At 35.2% G+C, this 21,263-nt stretch carries 18 protein-coding genes and 1 pseudogene; 11 read left to right on the forward strand and 8 right to left on the reverse strand.

Annotated features, from left to right (window positions below; all coding sequences use genetic code 11):
- The first annotated feature begins 8 nt into the window (after positions 1 to 8).
- Entirely contained in the window at positions 9 to 605 is a 597-nt protein-coding gene (locus tag OPR50_RS02755; RefSeq protein ID WP_264329612.1) for a TIGR02217 family protein, read from the forward strand.
- A gap of 130 nt (positions 606 to 735) precedes the next feature.
- On the opposite strand, the gene OPR50_RS02760 is transcribed toward OPR50_RS02755, so the two are convergent.
- The 4 genes from OPR50_RS02760 to purE form a co-directional block, all read right to left on the reverse strand.
- Positions 736 to 1,524 carry a hypothetical protein gene (locus OPR50_RS02760; protein WP_264339224.1) on the reverse strand — a complete coding sequence of 263 codons (789 nt, stop codon included), beginning with the start codon at positions 1,522 to 1,524 and terminating at the stop codon, positions 736 to 738.
- A gap of 244 nt (positions 1,525 to 1,768) precedes the next feature.
- On the reverse strand, positions 1,769 to 4,423 hold the full coding sequence (locus OPR50_RS02765) for a 2-oxoglutarate dehydrogenase E1 component (protein WP_265024238.1): 2,655 nt from the start codon (positions 4,421 to 4,423) through the stop codon (positions 1,769 to 1,771).
- A 679-nt stretch (positions 4,424 to 5,102) separates the two neighbouring features.
- The gene (gene mutL / locus OPR50_RS02770; protein ID WP_265024239.1) at positions 5,103 to 6,920 is read right to left on the reverse strand and encodes a DNA mismatch repair endonuclease MutL; all 1,818 of its coding nucleotides are present in this window, start codon (positions 6,918 to 6,920) and stop codon (positions 5,103 to 5,105) included.
- 7 nt (positions 6,921 to 6,927) lie between these two features.
- The gene (purE, locus tag OPR50_RS02775; RefSeq protein WP_174515715.1) at positions 6,928 to 7,419 is read right to left on the reverse strand and encodes a 5-(carboxyamino)imidazole ribonucleotide mutase; all 492 of its coding nucleotides are present in this window, start codon (positions 7,417 to 7,419) and stop codon (positions 6,928 to 6,930) included.
- 436 nt (positions 7,420 to 7,855) lie between these two features.
- Here purE and OPR50_RS02780 point away from each other — a divergent pair, with 436 nt between their 5' ends.
- The 9 genes from OPR50_RS02780 to OPR50_RS02820 all read left to right on the forward strand — a co-directional run bounded on the left by OPR50_RS02780 (position 7,856) and on the right by OPR50_RS02820 (position 13,649).
- A complete protein-coding gene (locus tag OPR50_RS02780; protein WP_010081926.1) occupies positions 7,856 to 8,152 on the forward strand; it encodes a helix-turn-helix domain-containing protein in 297 nt (98 codons plus the stop codon).
- Between the two features lie 60 nt (positions 8,153 to 8,212).
- Complete coding sequence (gene rpoZ, locus OPR50_RS02785; protein WP_007548528.1) at positions 8,213 to 8,620, forward strand: DNA-directed RNA polymerase subunit omega; 408 nt, start codon at positions 8,213 to 8,215, stop codon at positions 8,618 to 8,620.
- Between the two features lie 28 nt (positions 8,621 to 8,648).
- Positions 8,649 to 8,894, forward strand: a complete 246-nt coding sequence (locus OPR50_RS02790) for a monovalent cation/H+ antiporter complex subunit F (protein WP_007548527.1) — start codon at positions 8,649 to 8,651, stop codon at positions 8,892 to 8,894.
- 6 nt (positions 8,895 to 8,900) lie between these two features.
- Positions 8,901 to 9,188 carry a monovalent cation/H(+) antiporter subunit G gene (gene mnhG / locus OPR50_RS02795; RefSeq protein ID WP_155969497.1) on the forward strand — a complete coding sequence of 96 codons (288 nt, stop codon included), beginning with the start codon at positions 8,901 to 8,903 and terminating at the stop codon, positions 9,186 to 9,188.
- Position 9,189: 1 nt separating this feature from the next.
- On the forward strand, positions 9,190 to 9,717 hold the full coding sequence (locus OPR50_RS02800) for a DUF4040 domain-containing protein (protein WP_015589497.1): 528 nt from the start codon (positions 9,190 to 9,192) through the stop codon (positions 9,715 to 9,717).
- Entirely contained in the window at positions 9,710 to 10,129 is a 420-nt protein-coding gene (locus tag OPR50_RS02805; protein ID WP_006279705.1) for a Na(+)/H(+) antiporter subunit B, read from the forward strand. Before OPR50_RS02800 ends, OPR50_RS02805 begins: the two co-directional genes overlap by 8 nt.
- Positions 10,126 to 10,437, forward strand: coding sequence for a cation:proton antiporter subunit C (locus tag OPR50_RS02810; RefSeq protein WP_006279706.1), 312 nt, complete (start codon positions 10,126 to 10,128; stop codon positions 10,435 to 10,437). The genes OPR50_RS02805 and OPR50_RS02810 overlap by 4 nt, the downstream gene beginning before the upstream one ends.
- Before the next feature lie 138 nt (positions 10,438 to 10,575).
- Positions 10,576 to 12,528, forward strand: a complete 1,953-nt coding sequence (gene rpoD / locus OPR50_RS02815) for an RNA polymerase sigma factor RpoD (RefSeq protein WP_264339220.1) — start codon at positions 10,576 to 10,578, stop codon at positions 12,526 to 12,528.
- A 140-nt stretch (positions 12,529 to 12,668) separates the two neighbouring features.
- Positions 12,669 to 13,649 (forward strand): SGNH/GDSL hydrolase family protein, encoded by a 981-nt coding sequence (locus OPR50_RS02820; RefSeq protein WP_010082050.1) that lies wholly within the window; start codon positions 12,669 to 12,671, stop codon positions 13,647 to 13,649.
- Positions 13,650 to 13,829: 180 nt separating this feature from the next.
- Here OPR50_RS02820 and OPR50_RS08750 read toward each other — a convergent pair.
- The 4 genes and pseudogenes from OPR50_RS08750 to OPR50_RS02845 form a co-directional block, all read right to left on the reverse strand.
- A pseudogene (locus OPR50_RS08750) lies at positions 13,830 to 14,418 on the reverse strand (IS110 family transposase); the annotation flags it as partial.
- A gap of 376 nt (positions 14,419 to 14,794) precedes the next feature.
- Positions 14,795 to 18,250: a carbamoyl-phosphate synthase large subunit gene (gene carB / locus OPR50_RS02835; protein WP_264339218.1), complete on the reverse strand. Its 3,456-nt coding sequence runs from the start codon at positions 18,248 to 18,250 to the stop codon at positions 14,795 to 14,797.
- Positions 18,251 to 19,030: 780 nt separating this feature from the next.
- Positions 19,031 to 19,786, reverse strand: coding sequence for an SDR family oxidoreductase (locus tag OPR50_RS02840; protein ID WP_012673418.1), 756 nt, complete (start codon positions 19,784 to 19,786; stop codon positions 19,031 to 19,033).
- Entirely contained in the window at positions 19,773 to 20,588 is an 816-nt protein-coding gene (locus OPR50_RS02845; RefSeq protein ID WP_265024240.1) for a YihY/virulence factor BrkB family protein, read from the reverse strand. The genes OPR50_RS02840 and OPR50_RS02845 overlap by 14 nt, the downstream gene beginning before the upstream one ends.
- A 136-nt stretch (positions 20,589 to 20,724) precedes the next feature.
- On the opposite strand from OPR50_RS02845, the gene OPR50_RS02850 reads away from it, so the two are divergent.
- Positions 20,725 to 21,051, forward strand: a complete 327-nt coding sequence (locus OPR50_RS02850) for a TrbC/VirB2 family protein (protein WP_265024241.1) — start codon at positions 20,725 to 20,727, stop codon at positions 21,049 to 21,051.
- Positions 21,052 to 21,263 lie beyond the last annotated feature (212 nt).

The raw sequence follows: 21,263 nt of genomic DNA on the forward strand, positions 1-21,263 counted from the left end.
GAGGGTATATGTCATTCACAGAAATTAGATTTCCAGAAAATATATCTTATGGTTCCACTGGAGGACCGGAATTTTCCACTGACGTTGTAACAACTCACAATGGTTGTGAACAGCGCAACATCAATTGGTCTCATGCACGCACTAGATACAACATAGCTTACGGGGTCAGATCAAACGAGCAGCTACTAGAACTAATAACATTTTTTCATGCACGAAAAGGTAAAGCAATAGGGTTTCGTTTTAAGGATTGGTCGGATTTTATAGCCATTAATCAAGAGATTGGTATAGGAGATAACAAAAAAACGACTTTTCAGCTAATCAAAACTTATGTAAGTGGGGAAGATAAGCATATACGTATGATCAAAAAGCCAGTACATGGGACAGTAAAGATTTATTTAAATGGTAAAGAAGAGAGTGAATATTCAGTAAATTATTCAACTGGAGAAATAACATTTATGAAGCCACCAGTAAAAGATGTGATAATCACTGCGAGCTTTGAATTTGATGTGCCCGTGCGCTTTGATACAGATTACTTAAACGCTTCTATTGATGACTATGGAAGCAATAGCTGGAATAATATCCCCTTAGTGGAAGTGAAATTTTAGTTATAAGCGAGCATAGATCCACATCATAGTAGGGCTACTAGTCACCATCAATTGAAAAAATTAAGCACCACTGAGGCTCTATATTTAAATGAGCCTTAGTATATGCAATTATTTTAAACTTTATCACCAGCTATATACTACAATGTTGCTGAGCTTTGCTAACATTTACACTTGAAGCTTGGGGAGATTCTAACTCAGTGCTTTTTTCTTCCTGCAAAATAGAAAGCTTCAACAATTCCTTTAGAGTTAATTTTTCAAGTGTTGTATCATCTTTGTTTAAGATGTAGTCTAGCATGTTGTTTTTCTGTAAGCGATTAACAAAATATCTATCTTCCTCATTAAGAACCTCTATCTTGTTAATACAAGATAATACTAAATCCGAATTCTTTGTTGCTAAAATTCCATTCAAAAAGATATCTAATTTTGTTTTATCTTCAGTTAAGTCTTCAGCTAACCTATTTCTGATATTCTCATTGTCAAACACAATGTACTCGAGGTACGAGGAAGGCTCAATAAGTATAAAGTCCTCTAAAGGCACTAGTTCTGGATAGGTGCCAGCGTAATCAAGTATGCCACACTCAGTAATACACCCTCCTTTTCTTATAACACAGCAATTGAGACGACCATGATACATTGATAACAAAGAAAAAAGACGTATTATACTTGTACCTCTATCTTTCATTTCCTCGAAAAGCTTCCTATCATTTATTAATTTGTGCAAAATGTAATCCATAGCAGGACCTGGTTTGCGGAAATGAAACATATTATTCTCTTCAAAAATGGCCTCAGCTAATTCGATAGATTCTTTATCCTCATCTACAAAAGCTTTTTCATTTCTATTTAACTGTATGATCTCAGCTTTGCTATCTCTGCGTAGACCAGTTCTCCTTATTAACATCTCAAATATTTTTGTATTCATATATATCCTATATTAATTAAAGTAAATATTAATAATGTTTACTTTTTAAATAAAAATAAATGAAAATTTTAATAAAAATTAAATTTTTTTTAATAGAATAAAAATCTTTTATATTTGCTTGAGTACCAAAAGGGTTTGATTGGTGTGATACGTTTTCTATCGCGCCTGGCTGCAGTGCCCAGCGTCAAGATCTGATGAACAATGTTCGCTTGCCAGCTTTCGCTTCAATATTTGCACAATTGTGCTAGATCCCCTGCATAACCTGCTTTAAAATCTCCTCCTGCTGCTGAGTGTGAACACTAACATAACCACATGCAGGAGATGCAGCAGCAGGTCTTGCGATACACTTAGGTCTTTTTGCTTGGATATCGAGATTAGATAACACTTCTTCTATCAATGGGTTGACAAAAAACCATCCTCCCATATTTTTTGGTTCTTCTTGACACCATATAATTTCAGCGTTTTTGTACTTTTCAAGTTCATTACTTAGTTTATCTGCAGGAAAAGGATAGAATTGCTCCAAACGTATTACTGCTATATCGTTTATTTTTTGTGCTTCACATATGTCGTAATAAACTTTACCACTGCATATTACAACTTTACGTATTTTATCATTCGAAACTAAACCTGTTCTACATTCTGGAATTACTGTGAGGAATTTTCCTTCAAAATCAGATAGGTTAGATACTGCTCTTTTGTGGCGCAGTAGCGATTTAGGTGTAAACACTACCAGAGGCTTACGAAAGTCTCTATGCATTTGTCTGCGTAAGACATGGAAGTAATTCGCCGGAGTGGAACAATTAACTACCTGCATATTATCCTCTGCGCAGAGTTGCAAAAATCTCTCTATACGTGCGGAGCTATGCTCAGGTCCCTGTCCTTCATAACCATGAGGCAGCAATAAAACTAGACCGCTTGATCGCAACCACTTTGTTTCTGCAGATGCGATAAACTGGTCGATCATAATTTGCGCACCGTTTGCAAAATCACCAAATTGTCCTTCCCAGAGCACCAGTGAATACGGAGAATCAAGACTATATCCATATTCAAAGCCCATTACAGCATACTCAGATAGTGCGCTATCTATGACCTCAAAGTGAGCTTGCTTTTCATTTATATTGTTTAGCGGAATAAATGCTTCTTCTGTTACCTGATCAACAAGCCTTGAATGACGGTGCGAGAAAGTTCCACGACCAGAGTCTTGTCCTGATAAACGCACTCCTATTCTTTCTGTGAGCAGTGATGCAAACGCAAGACTTTCGGCAGTTGCCCAGTCTATATTACTACCAAAATTTATGCTGTCTATTCTGCCATCGAGTATTTTTCTAACCTTATTGTTAATGTTAAAGTTACTTGGGATATTGCTATTTATACGCACACCTAATTTTTTCAGCTCATCTGGCGGAACACCAGAATCCGTGTAGTATTCGCTCAAATCGTTCAGCTTTGCTCTTCTTAATTTTGACCACACTCCACCGAACCAGTCAGCTTTTTTTGGAGTGTAAGCCGCTGATTCAGCAAGACTTTTATCTAATTTTGCCCTGAATTCACTGCGCAATTTATTTACTTCATCGCCATCTAATACTTTCTCTGCAGTCAATTTTTCTTCATACAATGTTCCAGGAGTTTTATGCTTTGATATCGCCTTATACATAAGTGGCTGAGTGAAATTCGGTTCATCACCTTCATTATGGCCATATTTGCGGTAGCACATTATGTCAATTACTACGTCCTTTTTAAATTTCTGCCTATATTGCATCGCCAGACTTGTAGCAAAACTCACAGCTTCCGGGTTATCTCCATTGACGTGAAACACTGGAGCTTCTATTGATTTTGCTATATCAGTGCAATAAAAAGAGGATCGTGCGCAACATGGGTTAGCAGTAAAACCAACTTGGTTATTAATGACAATGTGCACAATGCCATCCACTTTATAGCCTTCAATATTGCTTAAGGTTAAAGTTTCAGCAACCACTCCTTGACCGATGAAAGCCGCATCACCATGAATTGATATGCCAAGCACAGATCTTATATTCTGTTTTGCTCTTATTCTTCCAGCCAAAACCGGATTTACCGCTTCAAGGTGAGATGGATTAGGGCATAAACTTAAATGTATTTTTTTGCCACCTGAAAGTGCTCGATCATAAGAGTAACCAAGGTGATATTTAACATCACCGGACACCTCAAGACCACTTGGGTATGCAAGATTGCCTTGAAATTCAGACAGCATTGCCGCATATTCTTTCCCCATCACTTTGGTTAGAACATTGAGTCGTCCGCGGTGAGCCATGCCAAGGACTATTTCTTCAATACCAAAAACCGTAGAATCACTAATGATTTTTTCAATTGCAACGATAGCTGACTCTCCACCTTCGATAGAGAAACGCTTATACCCAGGAAATTTCATATGGAGAAATTGTTCGAACATCTCAGATTCGATCAAGTGCCTCAGTATTTCTTTTTTGTCTTGTGAGCTCAGCGTATAGGTTTGATTTTCGATCTTTTCCTGCAGCCACATTTTCTCTTCATAAGAGGAGATATGCATAAATTCAAAGCCAATATTCTTGCAGTAAATATCTCTATAGATTCTAGTATCATCCGTAGGAGATAGATTCGAATATTTCTGATAATCTATTTCTTTATTTCCACTTGGCGATAATGGATCAAGGTCTGCAAAAAGATGACCATAAGATCTGAAGAAATTTGCCAAATCAGAAGCCGAATCATCCACCTTAGTTGCATGTTGTGCACCGCAAGTCTCTGCTTTATTAACTTCTAAATTGCTTGAAAAAACTCTGTGCCAATCCTTCCCGATTGATTTATCGCCCTGCAGATAACGGCTATACATTTCTTCCACAAATTCTGCATTATCACCATAAAGGCAGCTTAAACTCGACATAATTACTATAAAAAGTATCAAATACTTATAAGTATAACTTAAGTTTTTTAAAAAAGAACTTTTTTAGTTTCTATACTTCATACCGCGATTCATTCGCGGTATCTCTTAACATAGATCCCGCTAACACGTAGCGGGATGACGGTTGTCGTTTAGCTATAAACATTAAGAAATTTACTAAGCGAAAAAAAAGGCAAAAGAAGCCCCGTGGTGGTTGGCTATTTACCATGTACTAAAATATCGGCGTTTTTTTTATTCTAAAACGCTTGATTAAGAGCGATTTAGCTGCTTTTAACTTGCAACTAACCTACACCGCAAGTGTTTAAGAAATTTACCAAGCAGGAAAAAAGGCAAAGAAGCCCTAGGGTAGCTAGTATTCAAATTCTCCCTTGTCAATTTGACGTTTTTTGCTGTCTTAAACGCTTTGTAAGCGCGTTTCGGCTTATATAGGTAAAAACCCAGAAATTTTTAAAGACATGCGATGCACGTAGTGCGAAAAATTAAACATGAGACGCCAAATACCCTAAGTTTTTTGTCATTAACCTGCACAGATTGCGAAGATAAATAAATAGCTTCACTTTCATGATAAGGGGGCTGACGGAGTTTGTCAAGGAAGTTTTTTCGTTTCTATGAGCTACTTGGATGACGAGAAAGGAGCACTTACATATTTATGGCAACCTCATTACCTACGCTCAAAAAGTTTTTCAATATCACTGAGTTTCATTTCTATATAAGTTGGTCTTCCGTGGTTGCATTGCCCGGAATATGGGGTTTTTTCCATTTGTCTAAGCAGCACATTCATTTCTTCTAATCTCATTTTTCTACCCGCTCTAATTGATCCATAACAAGCGATAGTGGCCAATATTTTGTTCACTTTATCTTCTACTGGCAATGTATCTTCTATTTCCGTTAATCTATCAATTATGTTAATTAGCATCTCTTTCACATCTATTGCTCCCAAAATTGCAGGGATTTCTTTTACTATCACTTTATTTTCTGGTTTGATCTCAATATCAAAACCCATTTCAAATAACTTATCTTTATAGACTTCAATCATCTCCATTCCGGCTTGATTTTTGATTTCAACCGTTTCAGGAAGAAGTAGTTTTTGTCTTTTTACACTTGATTTTTGTTTTAAGCATTCATATACTAGCCTTTCGTGGGCTGCATGCTGGTCGACTATAATCAATTTGTCTCTTACCTCGGCAATAATGTAAGTATTATAGACCTGACAGCGTGCAAACCCGAGCGGGTGGCTCTCTATCAAATCAACTTGCTCTAACACCTTTTTTTCTAGAACCATAGCCTCCGCTTGTGCTGGAAATTTCTGTATGCCGGTATAATCAAACGATTTTGACTGTTCTGATAAGCCTTTTGCTTTTTCATTTGGAGAAGCAAATTCTTTTATTAGTTGATTTTCAAAAGGACTTGGCCTTCTTTCATTTTGAACATTAGGTTTATCAAAAGGATCTGGCAATGTTGAATCCATTTTCTGGTCATGCGCTGGAAAGGTGCCTATCCTTCTTGACAATGCTTTAATTAATCCTCTTGTCATTATCTCATATATGAGCTTCTTATTCTGAAACCTTACTTCTGACTTATTTGGATGCACGTTTACATCTACTTGATCATAAGGTATCTCTAAATGTAACGCTGCAAAAGGATACCTATCGCTTGGAATAAAATCATGATATGCATACCTAACTGCGCCAATAAGTAAATTATCTTTAATTGGCCTTCCATTAACAAACGTATAGATCTGAGTGGACTTACCACGATTGACGGTCGGCTTACAGATGTGTCCCGTAAGTTTAATGTCGTCTTCTTCTTCATTGACCTCCAAAGAATTGCCCTGAAATTCTTCTTCTAGTTCACACAATCTATGAAATAACGAAGTCTGCTTAGCGTATTTTAAGAGCTTTTTATTACCTGAAGTGAGAGTAAACCCTATATGATAGTTAATCATTGCTAGGTTGTTTACAATATCAACAATGCTTTGAGTTTCTGCTCTTTCGGTTTTTAGAAATTTTAGTCTATTTGGGGTAGCGAAAAACAAATCTCGTACTTCAATATGTGTCCCTTGTGATAAAGAGTAAGGAGTTTGCTCCCCTATTTTCTCTCCACCCTCATAACTTATAGACCATGCTTCACTTGCTTCTCTTGCCTTAGACGATAATTTTATCCTACTTACTGCTGCTATTGAAGGCAGAGCTTCTCCTCTAAAGCCAAGATGCTTGATTTCTATCAACTCATTGTCGCTCAATTTTGAAGTAGCATGGCGCATAAACGCAAGTTCTAAATCGTTTTTTTCTACTCCGTTACCATCATCTGTCACAATAATAAGGTTACGCCCACCACTTTCTATTTTAATCTCTATTTCTAAACTTCCAGCATCTATTGCATTTTCCACTAATTCCTTTACTACACTTGCTGGCCTTTCTATCACCTCCCCCGCTGCTATACGGTTTATGGTTTTTGTGTCTAAAAGAATTATTGCCATAGATTTATTATGAAACTGGTTTTTCTTTTACTTCTTTGGTCTGTTTCTCTCTCCACTTTTTTAACCTACCTGCAATTTCACTGTTGGAAATTGACAATATAGATACGGCAGTAATGGCAGCATTATATGCTCCATTTTCTCCTATAGACATGGTTGCAACTGGAACACCCTTTGGCATTTGAACTATAGAGAGTAGACTGTCCAGCCCATTTAATTGTTTACTATGCACAGGAACACCGATAACTGGTAAACAAGTTAGTGACGCAACCATACCAGGTAAATGAGCTGCACCTCCTGCACCAGCTATAATAACCTTAAAACCTTCTTCTTGTGCAGATTTAGCAAAATTGAAGAGCCTTTCTGGCGTTCTATGTGCAGATATTATGAATATGTCATGTGAAGCTTCTAATGCTTTTAACATATCAACGGTATGGACCATAGTGGTGTAATCTGACTCACTTCCCATAATAACAGCAATATCTTTTTTTATTTTTGTCATATTCAACACAATTTTACTTACTAACTAAATAATGTTCCAGCTAAAAAGCAACAAATATTTAAATTATATTATAAATATAATATATAGAATTCTCGTTAAAATAGAAATTTTAAAAATTTAAATAAATATTTATATTAAGATATAGAGATATAAACTTCTTATGTAAGATAAATTTATAAAATAATTATTTTTGTATTTCAAGCTTTGTAATCTTAGCTTGTTCTTTCTATAAATGGTTTTTTCAGATAGACTGATGGTAAAATGGTAATTTAAAATTACTAGAAATTTGATAAAAATATTAATATATAATCAACTTAAAGTTTTAAATATTGATATCATATAATTATTGACAAGTTACATGATATTAATATCTTGGTATATTAAATATTATGTTATAATATTTAATAAAGTTAATTGATATGTGAGTGTAAGAATTATGGAAATAATATCGTTAAATAACTTAGACAGTGCAGGAATAAAAACAAAGTTGCTTTATATAATAAATAAAATTATAGAAAAAAATGCTTGGACTCAGGCTTTTGCAGCTGAGAAACTTGGTATTGATCAGCCAAAGGTATCGCAAATTAAAAATGGTAAAATAGATGGTTTTTCTTTAGAGCGATTGTTAGGATTTCTAAAAAAACTTGATCATGAGATAACAATCACGATGACAGAAAGCCAAGAAATAAAATCTGAGGCAGAAAAAGTAAAACATGAAGTTGAATCGCAATAGATACAAAGTTGACAACTTGTTTTTTGTGATATAGTATAAAACTTATTAAGGTAGTATCTTATGGCTGAGTCTATTGTAGAAAAGTGTATAGAACGGGTAAGTAACCGTTTCAAATTGGTTCTGTTGGCAAGTCAAAGAACACATGATTTAAATACAGGGGCAAGTAATCCAATTCAAGCAGCTAAGTTTAAAGGTCATAAAAATACCATAGTTTCCTTACATGAAATAGCAGGAAAACAGGTGGATACTCATGAGCTGTTTAGCCTTTTGGTAGGTAGATGCAAGGAATACATGAAAGGAAATATGAATAATGTTTACAGCAGTAATACAAGTAAGCTAGCGAATTTATTAAATTTTTCTGATAACACAGATCTTGATGCAAGTCAAGAAAGCCAAGATTATGAAGTGGATGGTGAAATAGATGATGAAATAAATGATCAAGATGGCGATGAAGAAGTATCCGTTTAGAAATCTACTGAAGTCACATAGTCTTTAAATGATTTGCATTGCTATCTATACACTGTTGTTCTGTATGAGTGTAATGTTGTGTTGCATAGTGTCTAAGTCAAATGATGTGTACAATAAGGTTTTAGCGTTCAATAATTTCTCAACGCAAGTAGTTGTACTTATAACAGCAATATCAATCATTCTGAATAATTTTTTTTTAATTGATATAGCATTGTTGTATGCTAGCGTTAGCTTTATATCAACTATAGCACTAATGAGATTAATGTTGTTTTGATAATTTATGATAGGATCCATTTTCATATTTTTAGGTATTTGTTTGATAATTATTTCAAATATAGGGGTGATCAGATTTCCTGATTTCTATACTAGGTTAAATGCAGCAGGTATTACAGATTCTAGCGGTGCAACGTTATTGTTAATTGGTTTTGCTTTGCAGAATGGATTTTCAATCAATACTGTTAAAATAGTATTATTAATTTTTATAATATGGGTAGCTAACTCAACTAATAGCTATATTTTAGCGCGCACTCATTATAAAGTTAAGAAAAAAACTGTTAAAGAAGGCTAAGGTGTTAGAAATATTAAATGTAGTGTTACTTTTGTTGTTACTAACAGTTACGGTTTTTATAGTTTTCTCGCGACATTTAGTCGTAAGTGCTGTTCTAATGTGTGTATTTAGTTCACTGATTGCGCTTATATACTTAATTATGAATGCACCTGATGTTGCAATTACTGAAGCTTCTGTTGGTGCGGGGCTCAGTACAGTTTTTACGTTTGCAGCACTCTCCTTGATAAAGAATCATAAAGTAAATCTATCTCATAACCCTATAACGCTTTTTTTTATGTTATTTCTGGCTGTATGTTTGTCATATTTTATGATTCAATTGCCAGATTTTGGCAGCCACAATGCTCCGATCCACTTGCATGTTGCTCCTTATTATGTGGAAAATACCGAAAAAGCTACCGGTATTCCTAATATAGTGACAGCTATTTTGGCAAGCTTTCGTGGTTATGACACGTTTGGAGAAACTATAGTAGTTTTTACTGCTGCGCTTTGTATAACGTTGATATTAAAAGAAGAAAAAGAAAATGATTAAAGATCCGATATTAAATGCAGTAACATTTTTGATGATACCTTTTATCATTTTATTTGGTTTATACATACAATTTCACGGTGATTACACTCCGGGTGGAGGTTTTCAAGCAGGAATAATTATTGCCTCCGGGATAATATTATATTCAATGCTATTTGGTGTATCTACAACTCTAAAAGCAATACCTTATTCTGTGATTAGATTGACTAACGTGTTAGGTATTTTAATTTATGGAGGAACGGGCGTTGCAACAACTTTACTTGGCCAAAATTTTTTATCTTATGATATCTTGTTAACCAATAATAGAACCGGTCAAAAATTAGGTATTTTTTTGGTGGAATTAGGTGTAGCATTTACTGTCTGCTCCTCTATGTTAATTATATATATAAATTTTGCTCGTAGGAAAAAACAATGACTTTATATAATTATACGATTATTATTGTATTAATGGTGCTAGGTTTATATATTATTATAAACGATAAAAATTTAATCAAGAAAATGATAGGGGTAAGCGTCTTCCAAGCATCTGTTTTGTTATTTTACATATCTCTAGGATATATAAAAAGTTCCTTGCCTCCTATATTGGTTTCAAATTTTTATTCATATAGCAATCCTATACCCCATGTTTTAATGCTTACTGCTATAGTGGTTGGAATTGCAACATTTTCAGTTGGATTATCCATAGCAGTAAAAATGGAAGAAAAGTATGGAACAATCGATTAAGACAAGTGTACATAAATTAACAGTATCTTAAACTATATGAAGTAACAAATAGCCACAAGTTAAAAGTAAAATTATAGACTTGCTCGTTGTAAGTTTGTTTGTTAATAAGAAATAAAATTATAAACTATAAAGGTAATGATGTCAACTATTAATGATGCAGAAGATAAGAAAAAAATTATCAAAGATCTGGTAACTAAGAGTATAAAAAAGGGTGGTTTTATCACCTTTGATGATATAAATGATAAATTATCAGATGAAAATTTTTCGTCTGACTTTATAGATGATGCTATATCTTTATTGCAGGATTCCGGAATTAATGTGCTTGAAAGTAGCGAAGATGAAGAAGATATTCCTTCCAACAGTGATGATAGTAAACTTGATGATGATGACACATCGCCAAATGTTACTGCAACTTTAGTACAAAATGATGATCCAGTGAGGATTTATTTACAAGACATGAGCTCCGTAAAGCTTTTATCAAGGGCAGATGAAATCGAGATAGCAAAAAAAATTGAATCTGAAAAGCATAACATGTTACGTGCAATAATTGAAACATCAGTAACATTAAAGGTGATAAAAGTATGGCGTGATGATTTAAGTAATGGAGCTCTCTTACTGAGAGAAATTATAGATCTGGATGCAATTTATAACTCTGATTTTAATGTGGTACCCAAAGAAGAAAGTGAAGAGAGTGAAGAAAGTGCTGAAGATGTTGAGGATTCTGAGGATGTTTCTGAAGATGCTGAGTACTGTAGTGATGATGAGAAAGATAGTAAAAAAAGTGATGATGAGAAAGACGGTAATAATGAAGATATAAGTTCAGTCAATTTAAATGTTTCTATTCTTGAAATGGAAAGTGACTTATTGCCAAAGGTCATAGTTGCATTGGATGAGATAATTACTTTAACAAATGAAGCGTTGATATTAAGAAAAAATTCTAAAAATTTCTCTAATGAGCTAGAAAATTTGTATAATCAAATATGGTCTATAGCATTACAAATTAAGTTAAGTGATGCTGCTGTTGCCAGAATTACACAAGAACTTTATAAGATAAATAGATCCATTACGCTTGAAGAGGCTAATCTTATTGCTGAGGCTAGAAAATACGATATCGATAGAGAAAGTTTCTATAAAGTTTATGATGACGTGCTTTTAAAGCACGAATTGAAAAAGATAAGTCTTTTAAAGATCAATGAAAATCAGTCCTCTTTTACAGGTGAATTAAAAAACAAATTTTTAAGGTTTATAGACAATAACTCTGAACATATAGCTAGTACCTTGAACGGTATTAAGCAGCATATACAGGAAGATAACGTACAAGAATTTAAGGAGCTAATCAAGAGAATACAAAAACACGAACGAGAAGTCTCTGAAGCAAAGCAAGAAATGATTAAGGCTAACTTAAGGCTAGTAGTTTCCATTGCTAAGAAGTATTCAAAAAGAGGCCTTGATCTGCTTGATTTGATACAAGAAGGCAATATTGGTCTTATGAAGGCCGTGGATAAGTTTGATTACAAACGTGGATATAAATTTTCAACTTATGGCACTTGGTGGGTAAGACAATCAATCACTAGAGCAATACCTGAGCAGTCTAAAGTAGTTAGAATACCAGTTCATATGGTGGAAATTATCAGTAAAATCAACAGAGCATTAAGAAAGATGACTCATGAGATGGGAAGAGAGCCGACGTTAGAGGAATTGAGTGTAGAACTGACAATGCCACTGGAAAGAATACGCAAAGTTATGAAAATAGCAAGGGATCCAGTAAGTCTTGAAGCTCCAACAGGAAAAGATGATAGTAGTACCTTTGGTGATTGTATAGAAGACAAGCGAGTCTCCAGGCCAGAGGATGCTGCAATACTTGCTGACTTGCGTGGCATTACAACCAATGTTCTTGCAACTTTAACACCAAAGGAAGAAAGAATTTTAAGAATGCGTTTTGGCCTTGGTAAAGATGGGAAGGAACATACCTTAGAAGAAGTAGGAAAAATTTTTAATGTAACACGTGAGAGAATTAGGCAAATAGAGGCAAAAGCACTGCGCAAGTTGAAACATCCAAGCCGTGCTAGAAAACTTAGAGGGTTCTTTTAAGTATACGTGTCAAGTTAAGAAGAAGCTGATTTTGCCCGGAAAAAGTGGAGAGCAAGTTAGGCCAAAGTTGTATAATTTCACCGCTATTTTTCTTTTTCTATGAATCTAATGAAACAACATGCTAATCTACGGTAAATATTATGACAAACAAAAATGACAATTCTAATTCAAAGTATAGAAATTTTTATGTTCTGGGTGATAGCTTATCCGATAATGGCGCAATCATTGGAATTTTAAATAATTTATCCTTTGCAAAAAGCGTAAAATTTGATGATCCTTTTTATCAAGGAAGATCTTTTAGCAATGGCCCTACTGCTGTTGAATATATAGCAAAATATTTAGATTTAGATGAATTTAAACCTGGGTGGAGTTATTCATTTTTTGGGAGATGCCACGAACAGCAAGGTCAGAATTACGCAGTTTCATATGCAACAGCATCTGAAATTTTTGACCCTATTTTTTCTTATTTCTTCAATAAATTTCGTTTAGCTAACCAGCTAGATGCGGTAATTAAACATCATCCAGATATAGGTAAAGAAGATTTATTTTGCATCATAATCGGCGGAAATGATGTTATGGTTGCCACTGCTTATGACGATACTAAAGCGGAAGAAGTGTTGGAACAAGCAGTGAGTGAAATATGTAATGCACTTAAGGTTCTAAATGAACATGGTGTTAAGCATGTAGTTGTTGCAAATGCACCTGAAGTTGGCTCAATACCAGCTTTTAATAGAGATGAAGAAGCAAGGGAACTAGCTACAAAGCTCACGGAGAGTTTCAATGCAAAACTGGCTAAAGGCTTAGATTATATGAAGAAAAGTACAAATCTTGAAATAAAAGCATTTGATCTTAACTCTAAAATGAGAAGTATGTTTAGCGAATACAAGAGCAAAGGTTTAAATTGTCAAGATGCATGCACATCGAACATTGCAGACCAAGTTGGGAGATTTAAAGAAAATATAAAAATACTCTTAAAGTTGATATTTAAAGGGGAACTTGACGTTCACTATAACCCTGGGTGTAGCAAAGAAACACTAAAGGATTATTTCTTTTTTGATTATTTCCATCCAACTGCGGAACTTCATCATGAAGTTGGTAATGAAGTGTATGAGTTGATTTGACACAGTTTTTTGAACATATCCTTTTAAATAGTAACCAGACTGCATTCTGTGATTTTTAGCAAAACACGATCTTTCATTTGAGCTTTCTTCAATTTAAAATAAATACAGAAAATTGCTGCCTATAGCTAAACTGACTTAGATTTACCGATAATTTGAAAAACCGTCATCCCGCTACTATATAGTTATTGATATATATTTTCTTTTAAGCTCTTGGTTTTGATCGATAAATGTAATCATTTCATCTTCTAAAGTTTTAATTTGATTACGTAAAATTGCAAGAAGTTCCTCTATTTGTTTGATTATAGATGTATCAGTTACCTGTTGGATTTGGGTTTTTTGTATTTTTGCTATTTCTACAAGTTGGTTTCTACGAGATAATTTTTGTTTCAAGCAATCAATATTACCATTACTAACTGTTAAAGGAGTAACACGCATATCTGTATTATTAATATAACGTGAGATGATACTGCAGTCTATTTTATCAGTTTTTGTAGTAATACCAAGGCTTTTAGCATAGTCTCTCCCACCTTGGTTGAATGACGTACACCTCAAAACCATTGCTTAGTAAAGTATAGGCACATAATTTTTCGTATCCACCAGTTGCCTCAAGACCAATTTTGGTTACATTATGCAAACGTAAAAAGTCCAGCATTTCATCAATGGATTGTACATTGTTTTCAAATATTTTATAATGCTCAAGTGGGTGAATGTGGAGATCTAATTTACTTTTGCTAACATCAATGCCAGCAATAATGTTTGATGAATTCATAATTCCTCCGTAATAATAACATATACTGCATTTTCCAGCCTTATATACGAGCCTAAAAGCTCAATCAGTTGTTCGGAACTTTCAGTATAATAAACCAGAGAAGAGAACCTTGCTGAACAACGATTCTTATAATCAAGGGGCGTGACGGTTCCTCTTCTCTGTGTGTCTTTAATATCACTACTTTGATATTTATAAAGACTTGTTCTTAACATATAAGGGAAGTGTCCTCTAGGTAAGATTGTGGAGTATTCGTTGCAGCATTTGGCTGTTCAATTACGCTAGTTGATTCTTTAGGTATACTATTTCCTTCAAAATTTCCATCTTTTTATTATGTTCTCTTTAGCATTTTGAGAGTGAATTATTCTAGTTTTGATATTTAACCGTTTTGTATCTGCTGTAATGATTTCACTTCCAATTTGCTATTCTTTACATATTGAATTGCAAGCACTAACGCTTTACTCCCAGAAGCTGTGGTACTGTAAGCTATATTTTGCAAAATAGCAGTTCTCCTGATATCTTTGCTATCTGAAACTGATTTCACACCTTTTGAGGTATTGATCACTAGATTTATTTTTCCATCTTTGAGCATATCAACTATGTGGGGTCTGCCTTCTCTCACTTTATTTACAGTTTGTGCAGCAATGCCATTATTATTCAGATAAGAAGCTGTACCTTTGGTTGCATATATTTCAAAACTCAGTTCTTTCAACATTCGTACAACAGGCAATATATACTCTTTATCATCATCTTTTACTGAAACCAGAGCTGTTCCTTCTGTTGGTAACTTGTATCCTGCAGCCATGTGCGTTTTTGCAAGTGCAGCTTCAAATGATGAGTCAATTCCCATCACTTCTCCTGTTGATTTCATTTCAGGACCAAGTAGAGTATCAATTCCCGAAAAACGCGTGAATGGAAAAACAGCAGCTTTAACTGCAAAATGATTGAAAGGCTTGTTTTCCTGATTCAATTTTTTACCCAAAATAACCTGAGTGGCAAGCTTTGCAATAGGAATATTGATTACCTTGGAAATAAAAGGAACGGTTCGACTAGCCCTTAAATTCACTTCAAGTATGTATACATCACTAGACCTCTTGCATAACTCGATTTCTGAAGGCAATTTTGTCGTCAAAGCTTGTCTGCGCTCCTCAAATACATTCGAGTATTCTGTGGTGCTCATCTGCACTTTTCCTAAAGATTTCTCATCACAAACAGGTTCTGCAAGAGGTCTATTCTCTTGAACAGCAAACTGAATGTTTATCAGACCTTTCACTTTTAATGCTAATGCTATTCTCTCAGTTTGGAGCTCGATCTCTTTTATTACTTCGTCACTCAATGTATTTGTCGGTATTGAGCATGTTGAATCACCAGAGTGGATACCAGCTTCTTCAATATGCTCCATGACCGCTGCAATGAAAACTTTTTCCCCATCACATACAGCATCAACGTCAACCTCAACTGCATTGACTAAAAATTTATCAAGAAGCAGCGAACCATGCTCAAAGATTTTAGTTTGATCTAAGACGTACTCTTTAAAGCTCTGAGTATCGTGTCTAATCGACATAGACTGACCGCCGAGGACATATGATGGCCTGACTACTAGTGGAAACCCCACCTTTTCTGCGTTGGTTAACGCTTCTTCTACTGAATGGCAGATAGAACTTTCAGGTTGTTTTAAATTAAGTTGCAAAGCAAGGTTTTTAAATCTCATGCGATCTTCTGCAAGGTCAATAGAATCAAACGAAGTTCCCAGAATTTTGAAACCTCTCTCGTTAAGCACTTTGGCTAACTTTAAAGGTGTTTGACCACCTATTTGAACTATCACACCAACCAGTGTGCCATTTTCTTGCTCTTTACTTAGTATTTCAAGCACATCCTCTGCAATCAGTGGGGCGAAATATAAACGATCAGCGGTATCGTAGTCAGTTGAAACAGTTTCTGGATTACAGTTGATCATTATTGTTTCATACCCCATTTCTTTGGCGGCAGAAGCTGCATGTACGCATGCATAATCAAACTCAATACCTTGACCAATGCGGTTTGGACCACTTCCTAAAATGACAACCTTTTCTCGGTCAGAAATATTCGCCTCACATTCCGTTTTATTTTCAACATCACCCTCATAGCAGCCATACATATAAGCAGTGCTTGATTCAAATTCAGCTGCACAGGTGTCTACGCGTTTATAAACTTGTTTAATGCCAAATTTTTTTCTTATTTCTTCGATTTGTTTTACTCGATCTCCAGCGTGTAACGCTGGCTGGATCCCAGTGTCACGCACTGGGATGACATTAGAGGGTACTGGAATGACAGAGGTAGGTCTATTACTTAACTTTGCTAATCTTGCATCTGAAAATCCCATTTTTTTCAGCTCTAACATTTCGTACGCAGTTCCAGGAAATCCATTTTCCTTGATTTTTTGTTCAGTTAATATAATTTGCTGTATATTTTGCAGAAACCATAAGTCATATCCTGTAATCGAATTTATTTCTTCTATGCTAATTCCGTGGCGCATTGCGTCAGCAGCAATCAGTAATCTGTTTGGTAGCAATTTTGCTAATTGAGATTTTACGTGATCAATATCAATGTTCTCAGGAAACACTTCATCAAGTCCTGTAAGATCAGTTTCAAGTGAACGAAAAGCTTTCTGCAGTGACTCATTAAAAGTGCGGCCTATAGACATTACTTCTCCCACTGATTTCATGGAGGTTGATAGTTCACAATTCGTTCCTTTAAATTTCTCAAACTCAAATCGAGGAATTTTAGTGACGATATAATCAATCACTGGTTCGAATGCTGCTGGTATTATTGGAGCACAGTCGTTACGTATTTCGTCGAGCGAATAGCCAATAGCAAGTTTAGTTACAACTTTTGCAATAGGATAGCCTGTTGCTTTCGAAGCAAGTGCAGAAGAGCGAGAAACCCTTGGATTCATCTCAATCACAACGAGGCTTCCATCTTCTTTAGGATTCACTGCAAATTGAACATTTGCACCACCGGCACTAACATCAATTTCTCTCAGCACTGCTATAGATGCATTTCTCATCTGTTGGTATTCTACGTCACGCAGAGTCAAAGCAGGAGCAACAGTTATGCTATCCCCAGTGTGCACTCCCATCGGATCAACATTTTCTATCGAACAGACTATTATGCAGTTATCTTTACAATCGCGGATAACTTCCATTTCATATTCTTTCCAGCCAATAATTGATTCATCTATCTGAACTTCATTTATTGGCGAAATTTTGAGAGCACTTTCTGCGATATTGAAAAACTCCTCTTTATTATATGCTATACCACTACCTGCGCCACCAAGAGTGAATGATGAACGGATGATTGCTGGTAATCCAACGTAGTCCAAAGCCTTTTTTATTTGTTCTTGATTTTTTATAATGATACTTTTGGGGTATTTCAGTCCTATTCTATCCATGGACTGGCGGAATAACTCTCTATCCTCTGCTTTTTTTATTGCTTCTCTATTTACCCCTATTAATTCTACGTTGTATTTGTCTAACACTCCATCATCTGCAAGTTTTATTGCACAATTGAGCGCTGTTTGCCCGCCCATTGTTGGCAATATTGCGTCTGGCCTCTCCTTAATTATAATTTTCTCTATGATTTCAGGCAGTACCGGCTCAATATACGTCGCATCAGAAAACTCAGGATCTGTCATTATAGTTGCGGGGTTGGAGTTAACCAAAATGACTTTATAACCTTCGCTTTTTAATACTTTACAGCTTTGCGTTCCGGAATAATCAAACTCGCATGCCTGACCTATAACTATTGGGCCTGCTCCTATTACTAATATAGATTCTATATCTGTGCGTTTCGGCATAATTACAATAACGGTCTCTATTCAAGTAATGTTACCAATCTTTCCTGTATATGTGAATTTTTATTAAACCTATTAGCTAATTACTTTTAGGCTTGACGCATAACTGTACGAACATTGCAATTTGCGTGGCAGATTCCAGTGCTTGACACACAGCTGTACAAACATTCATTTTTGAAGGTAAATTGCACAGCAAATGATGTCATTCAAGTAGCTGACACTGGTTCCTTTATGACGGCAGTGCCCAGAGGTGTCATCCCAGTCTGGGATGGCTTTGTTGCATCGCTACTTATGAAAGGCTAACTATAATTAGGATTATAAGCAACTTATTGAAAATCTTGTTTTTTTTGCAATCAATCTGATCAAATTTAAGAATAGTAACTTGTTATTTATATTAATAAATTTAATTCTATTGAAAATAGCTAAAGCATTGAAATTCTTGAATTTTAGCCGGATTAGTGAGTGGTAGTGAAATTTCTTTTACTCAAATTTAGGTATTCACTGACCGTTCTTGTTATAAATACCAGAATAATAAGCTACTGATATTCTCCACCTTTTTTATCTTTAATCCATCATAGCTAGCGATGCAACAAAGCCATCTGGGATCCAGAAAACTTAACTTTAAATAAGTGGCTGCATAATAAAGACTAGATTCCAGTGTCAAGCACTGGAATGACACCATAGAGGCACTGGGATGACATCCTTGCTAGTGGAGATTACTCTCAAATCACAATGTTCATACAGTTGTGGGCTTAACGGTATCTTTGCAGATACTATGGTAATTTATTCGGGAGATTTGCTGAGCGGTAAGATTTTTCCTGATATGCTGCAGTCTTCAGAAGCTAATTCCACAAATTTATCTGTCAGTTTATCAGGTGACACCAATTCAGATCCAGGAAATGCCTGCTCACTACCCACAGGTCCTTCCGTGTATACAGCATTTACACATAATTTTGTATGTTTTGTCTCAGATGCATATATCTGCACCATTATTTCTAGTGCAACTTTACTTGCAGCATACGGCATCCAATATGGATAAGAGGAAGGAGAAAGTGTCACTTCTGAGGTCATGAATATCGCTCTTCCAGCATTAGACTTTTTTAGCATTGGATCTAAGTTTTTTAGTAAGTACCAATTGGCAGTAAAATTTGTATTCATTACGTTCTGTAGCTCTTCAATCTCACAGTCATGAATGGGGTTCAGTTTGCCTAAAATTCCAGCACACGCAACTAATATATCAAGTGCTCCAGATTCTGATAATTTCAGGCTTTCTATCATGTTTGTCAGTATCTTTACATTCTCAAAGTCTAAAAGATCAAGCTGAATTAGTTTCACAGAGCCTTCTTTAAATTCTTCAAGCTCTTCAATTTCATTATATAGTGGCTTGAGATTATCAAGAGATCTTGAAATCAGAATCACACATGCACCTTCTCTTATAAACCTTTTTGCAACAGCAGAGCCTACTCCACCTGAAGCTCCGGTGATTAAAGCTACTTTACCTTCTAACTTACCCATTTCTTTCTCCTTAGCGAGATCCATTGAAATATTTTAGCTGAAAATTGAATTTTGCTCCATATATAAAAATCAAACTTAGCATATAAAAAAATAGTAATGACACGACCATACCACCTAAACTTCCATATATCAAATCCAGTTGGTCAAAGGAAGCTTTTAAATATTGCTTAAAAGCTGAAGCAGAAATCGTCCAAAGAATAACAGCTACACAAGATCCAGGAAATACGTCTGATAAATTTTGTTTTATGTTTGGTAACATAAAATATAGCCAAGAGACTACTGTGAAAAGTACAAATTCAATAAGTAAATACCTAGTATAACTTAGCCCCTGATAGGAAAAATCAATTAGCATTGGTACTAGTGTAGAAAACACTATAGTTAGAGTTATAATAAGCGTGATTACTAAAAATTGTAATATACTTAGTACTCTTCTTAATATATAAGGCGGCGAAACCGGAACTTTATAGGCCTTATTGAGTATTGTTCTAAGCCCTTCAATTGTCGATGAAGCGGTCCAAACAGCACCTACAATTGCTAAAGTTAGTAAGCTTTGCGGCGGGCCTGATATTATCTCCCTAATACGCGGCATCAAAGATGATAAAATATCCTGTGGCATGTTATCAATGATAAATACCCAGCCAATGTTGTACTGGTCTAAAAAATTTGCGAATGTTGACGCCACAGCCATTAAAACGATGAGAAAAGGAAATATTGATAACAGAATTAAAAATGATAAATACCCTGCATGCTCCACTCCATCATTATAAATTGTGTCAATCAAAGCACGATAAAGACAATAAACGATGCTGTAAAATTTCTGTAGCACTGTAATATAAACGAACCAAGAAAAGTATTCTAAATGAAATAAAGGATACTTTTAAGCAAAAAAATCCTCACCATTTACTTAAATTTAATCAAAATGGTAGATAATTCAGCATTAAATAGAAATTATCGGAGGCATAATGAAAAATTTTCTTCTACTTGTGGCATTAATTCTCTCCTTTGCATTTGATGCAAATGCTCCTCCTACTACTTTTGTTGATACAAATGATACAACATCATCGGTGATATGCAAGATAATAGGCTATACTCACGGCATAGGTGGCCCAATGATCACAATAGTGATAATTGGTGCAGCGTTGCTTGCAATATTCGGCAGAATGCCGTGGCCAGCGCTTTTTGCACTCGGTGCATTTACTGCTGTGTTTTTTGGCGCTCCTGTAGTCGTTTCAAAAATAACACCAGGAGGTGTGATTTGTGAAGACGGTGCAGTAAAGAATCATCCATAGAAATTATTGGAGGCATAAACGTAGTTTTCTTTACTTGAAAGTGGTCAAGCTGACCACTTTCAGTGTCTATGAATACCTAATAAATTCTCTTTCTGTAATCATATCAGTTAAAGTCTGGATTCCAGCGCCACGCGCTAGAATGACAAGGCTTATCGTCATGTCACCGCGAACCGTCATACCGCGATTCATTCGCGGTATCTCAGCCGCTAACA

The sequence above is a fragment of the Wolbachia endosymbiont (group A) of Epagoge grotiana genome, from assembly GCF_947251775.1.
GTDB classification, from domain to species: domain Bacteria; phylum Pseudomonadota; class Alphaproteobacteria; order Rickettsiales; family Anaplasmataceae; genus Wolbachia; species Wolbachia pipientis.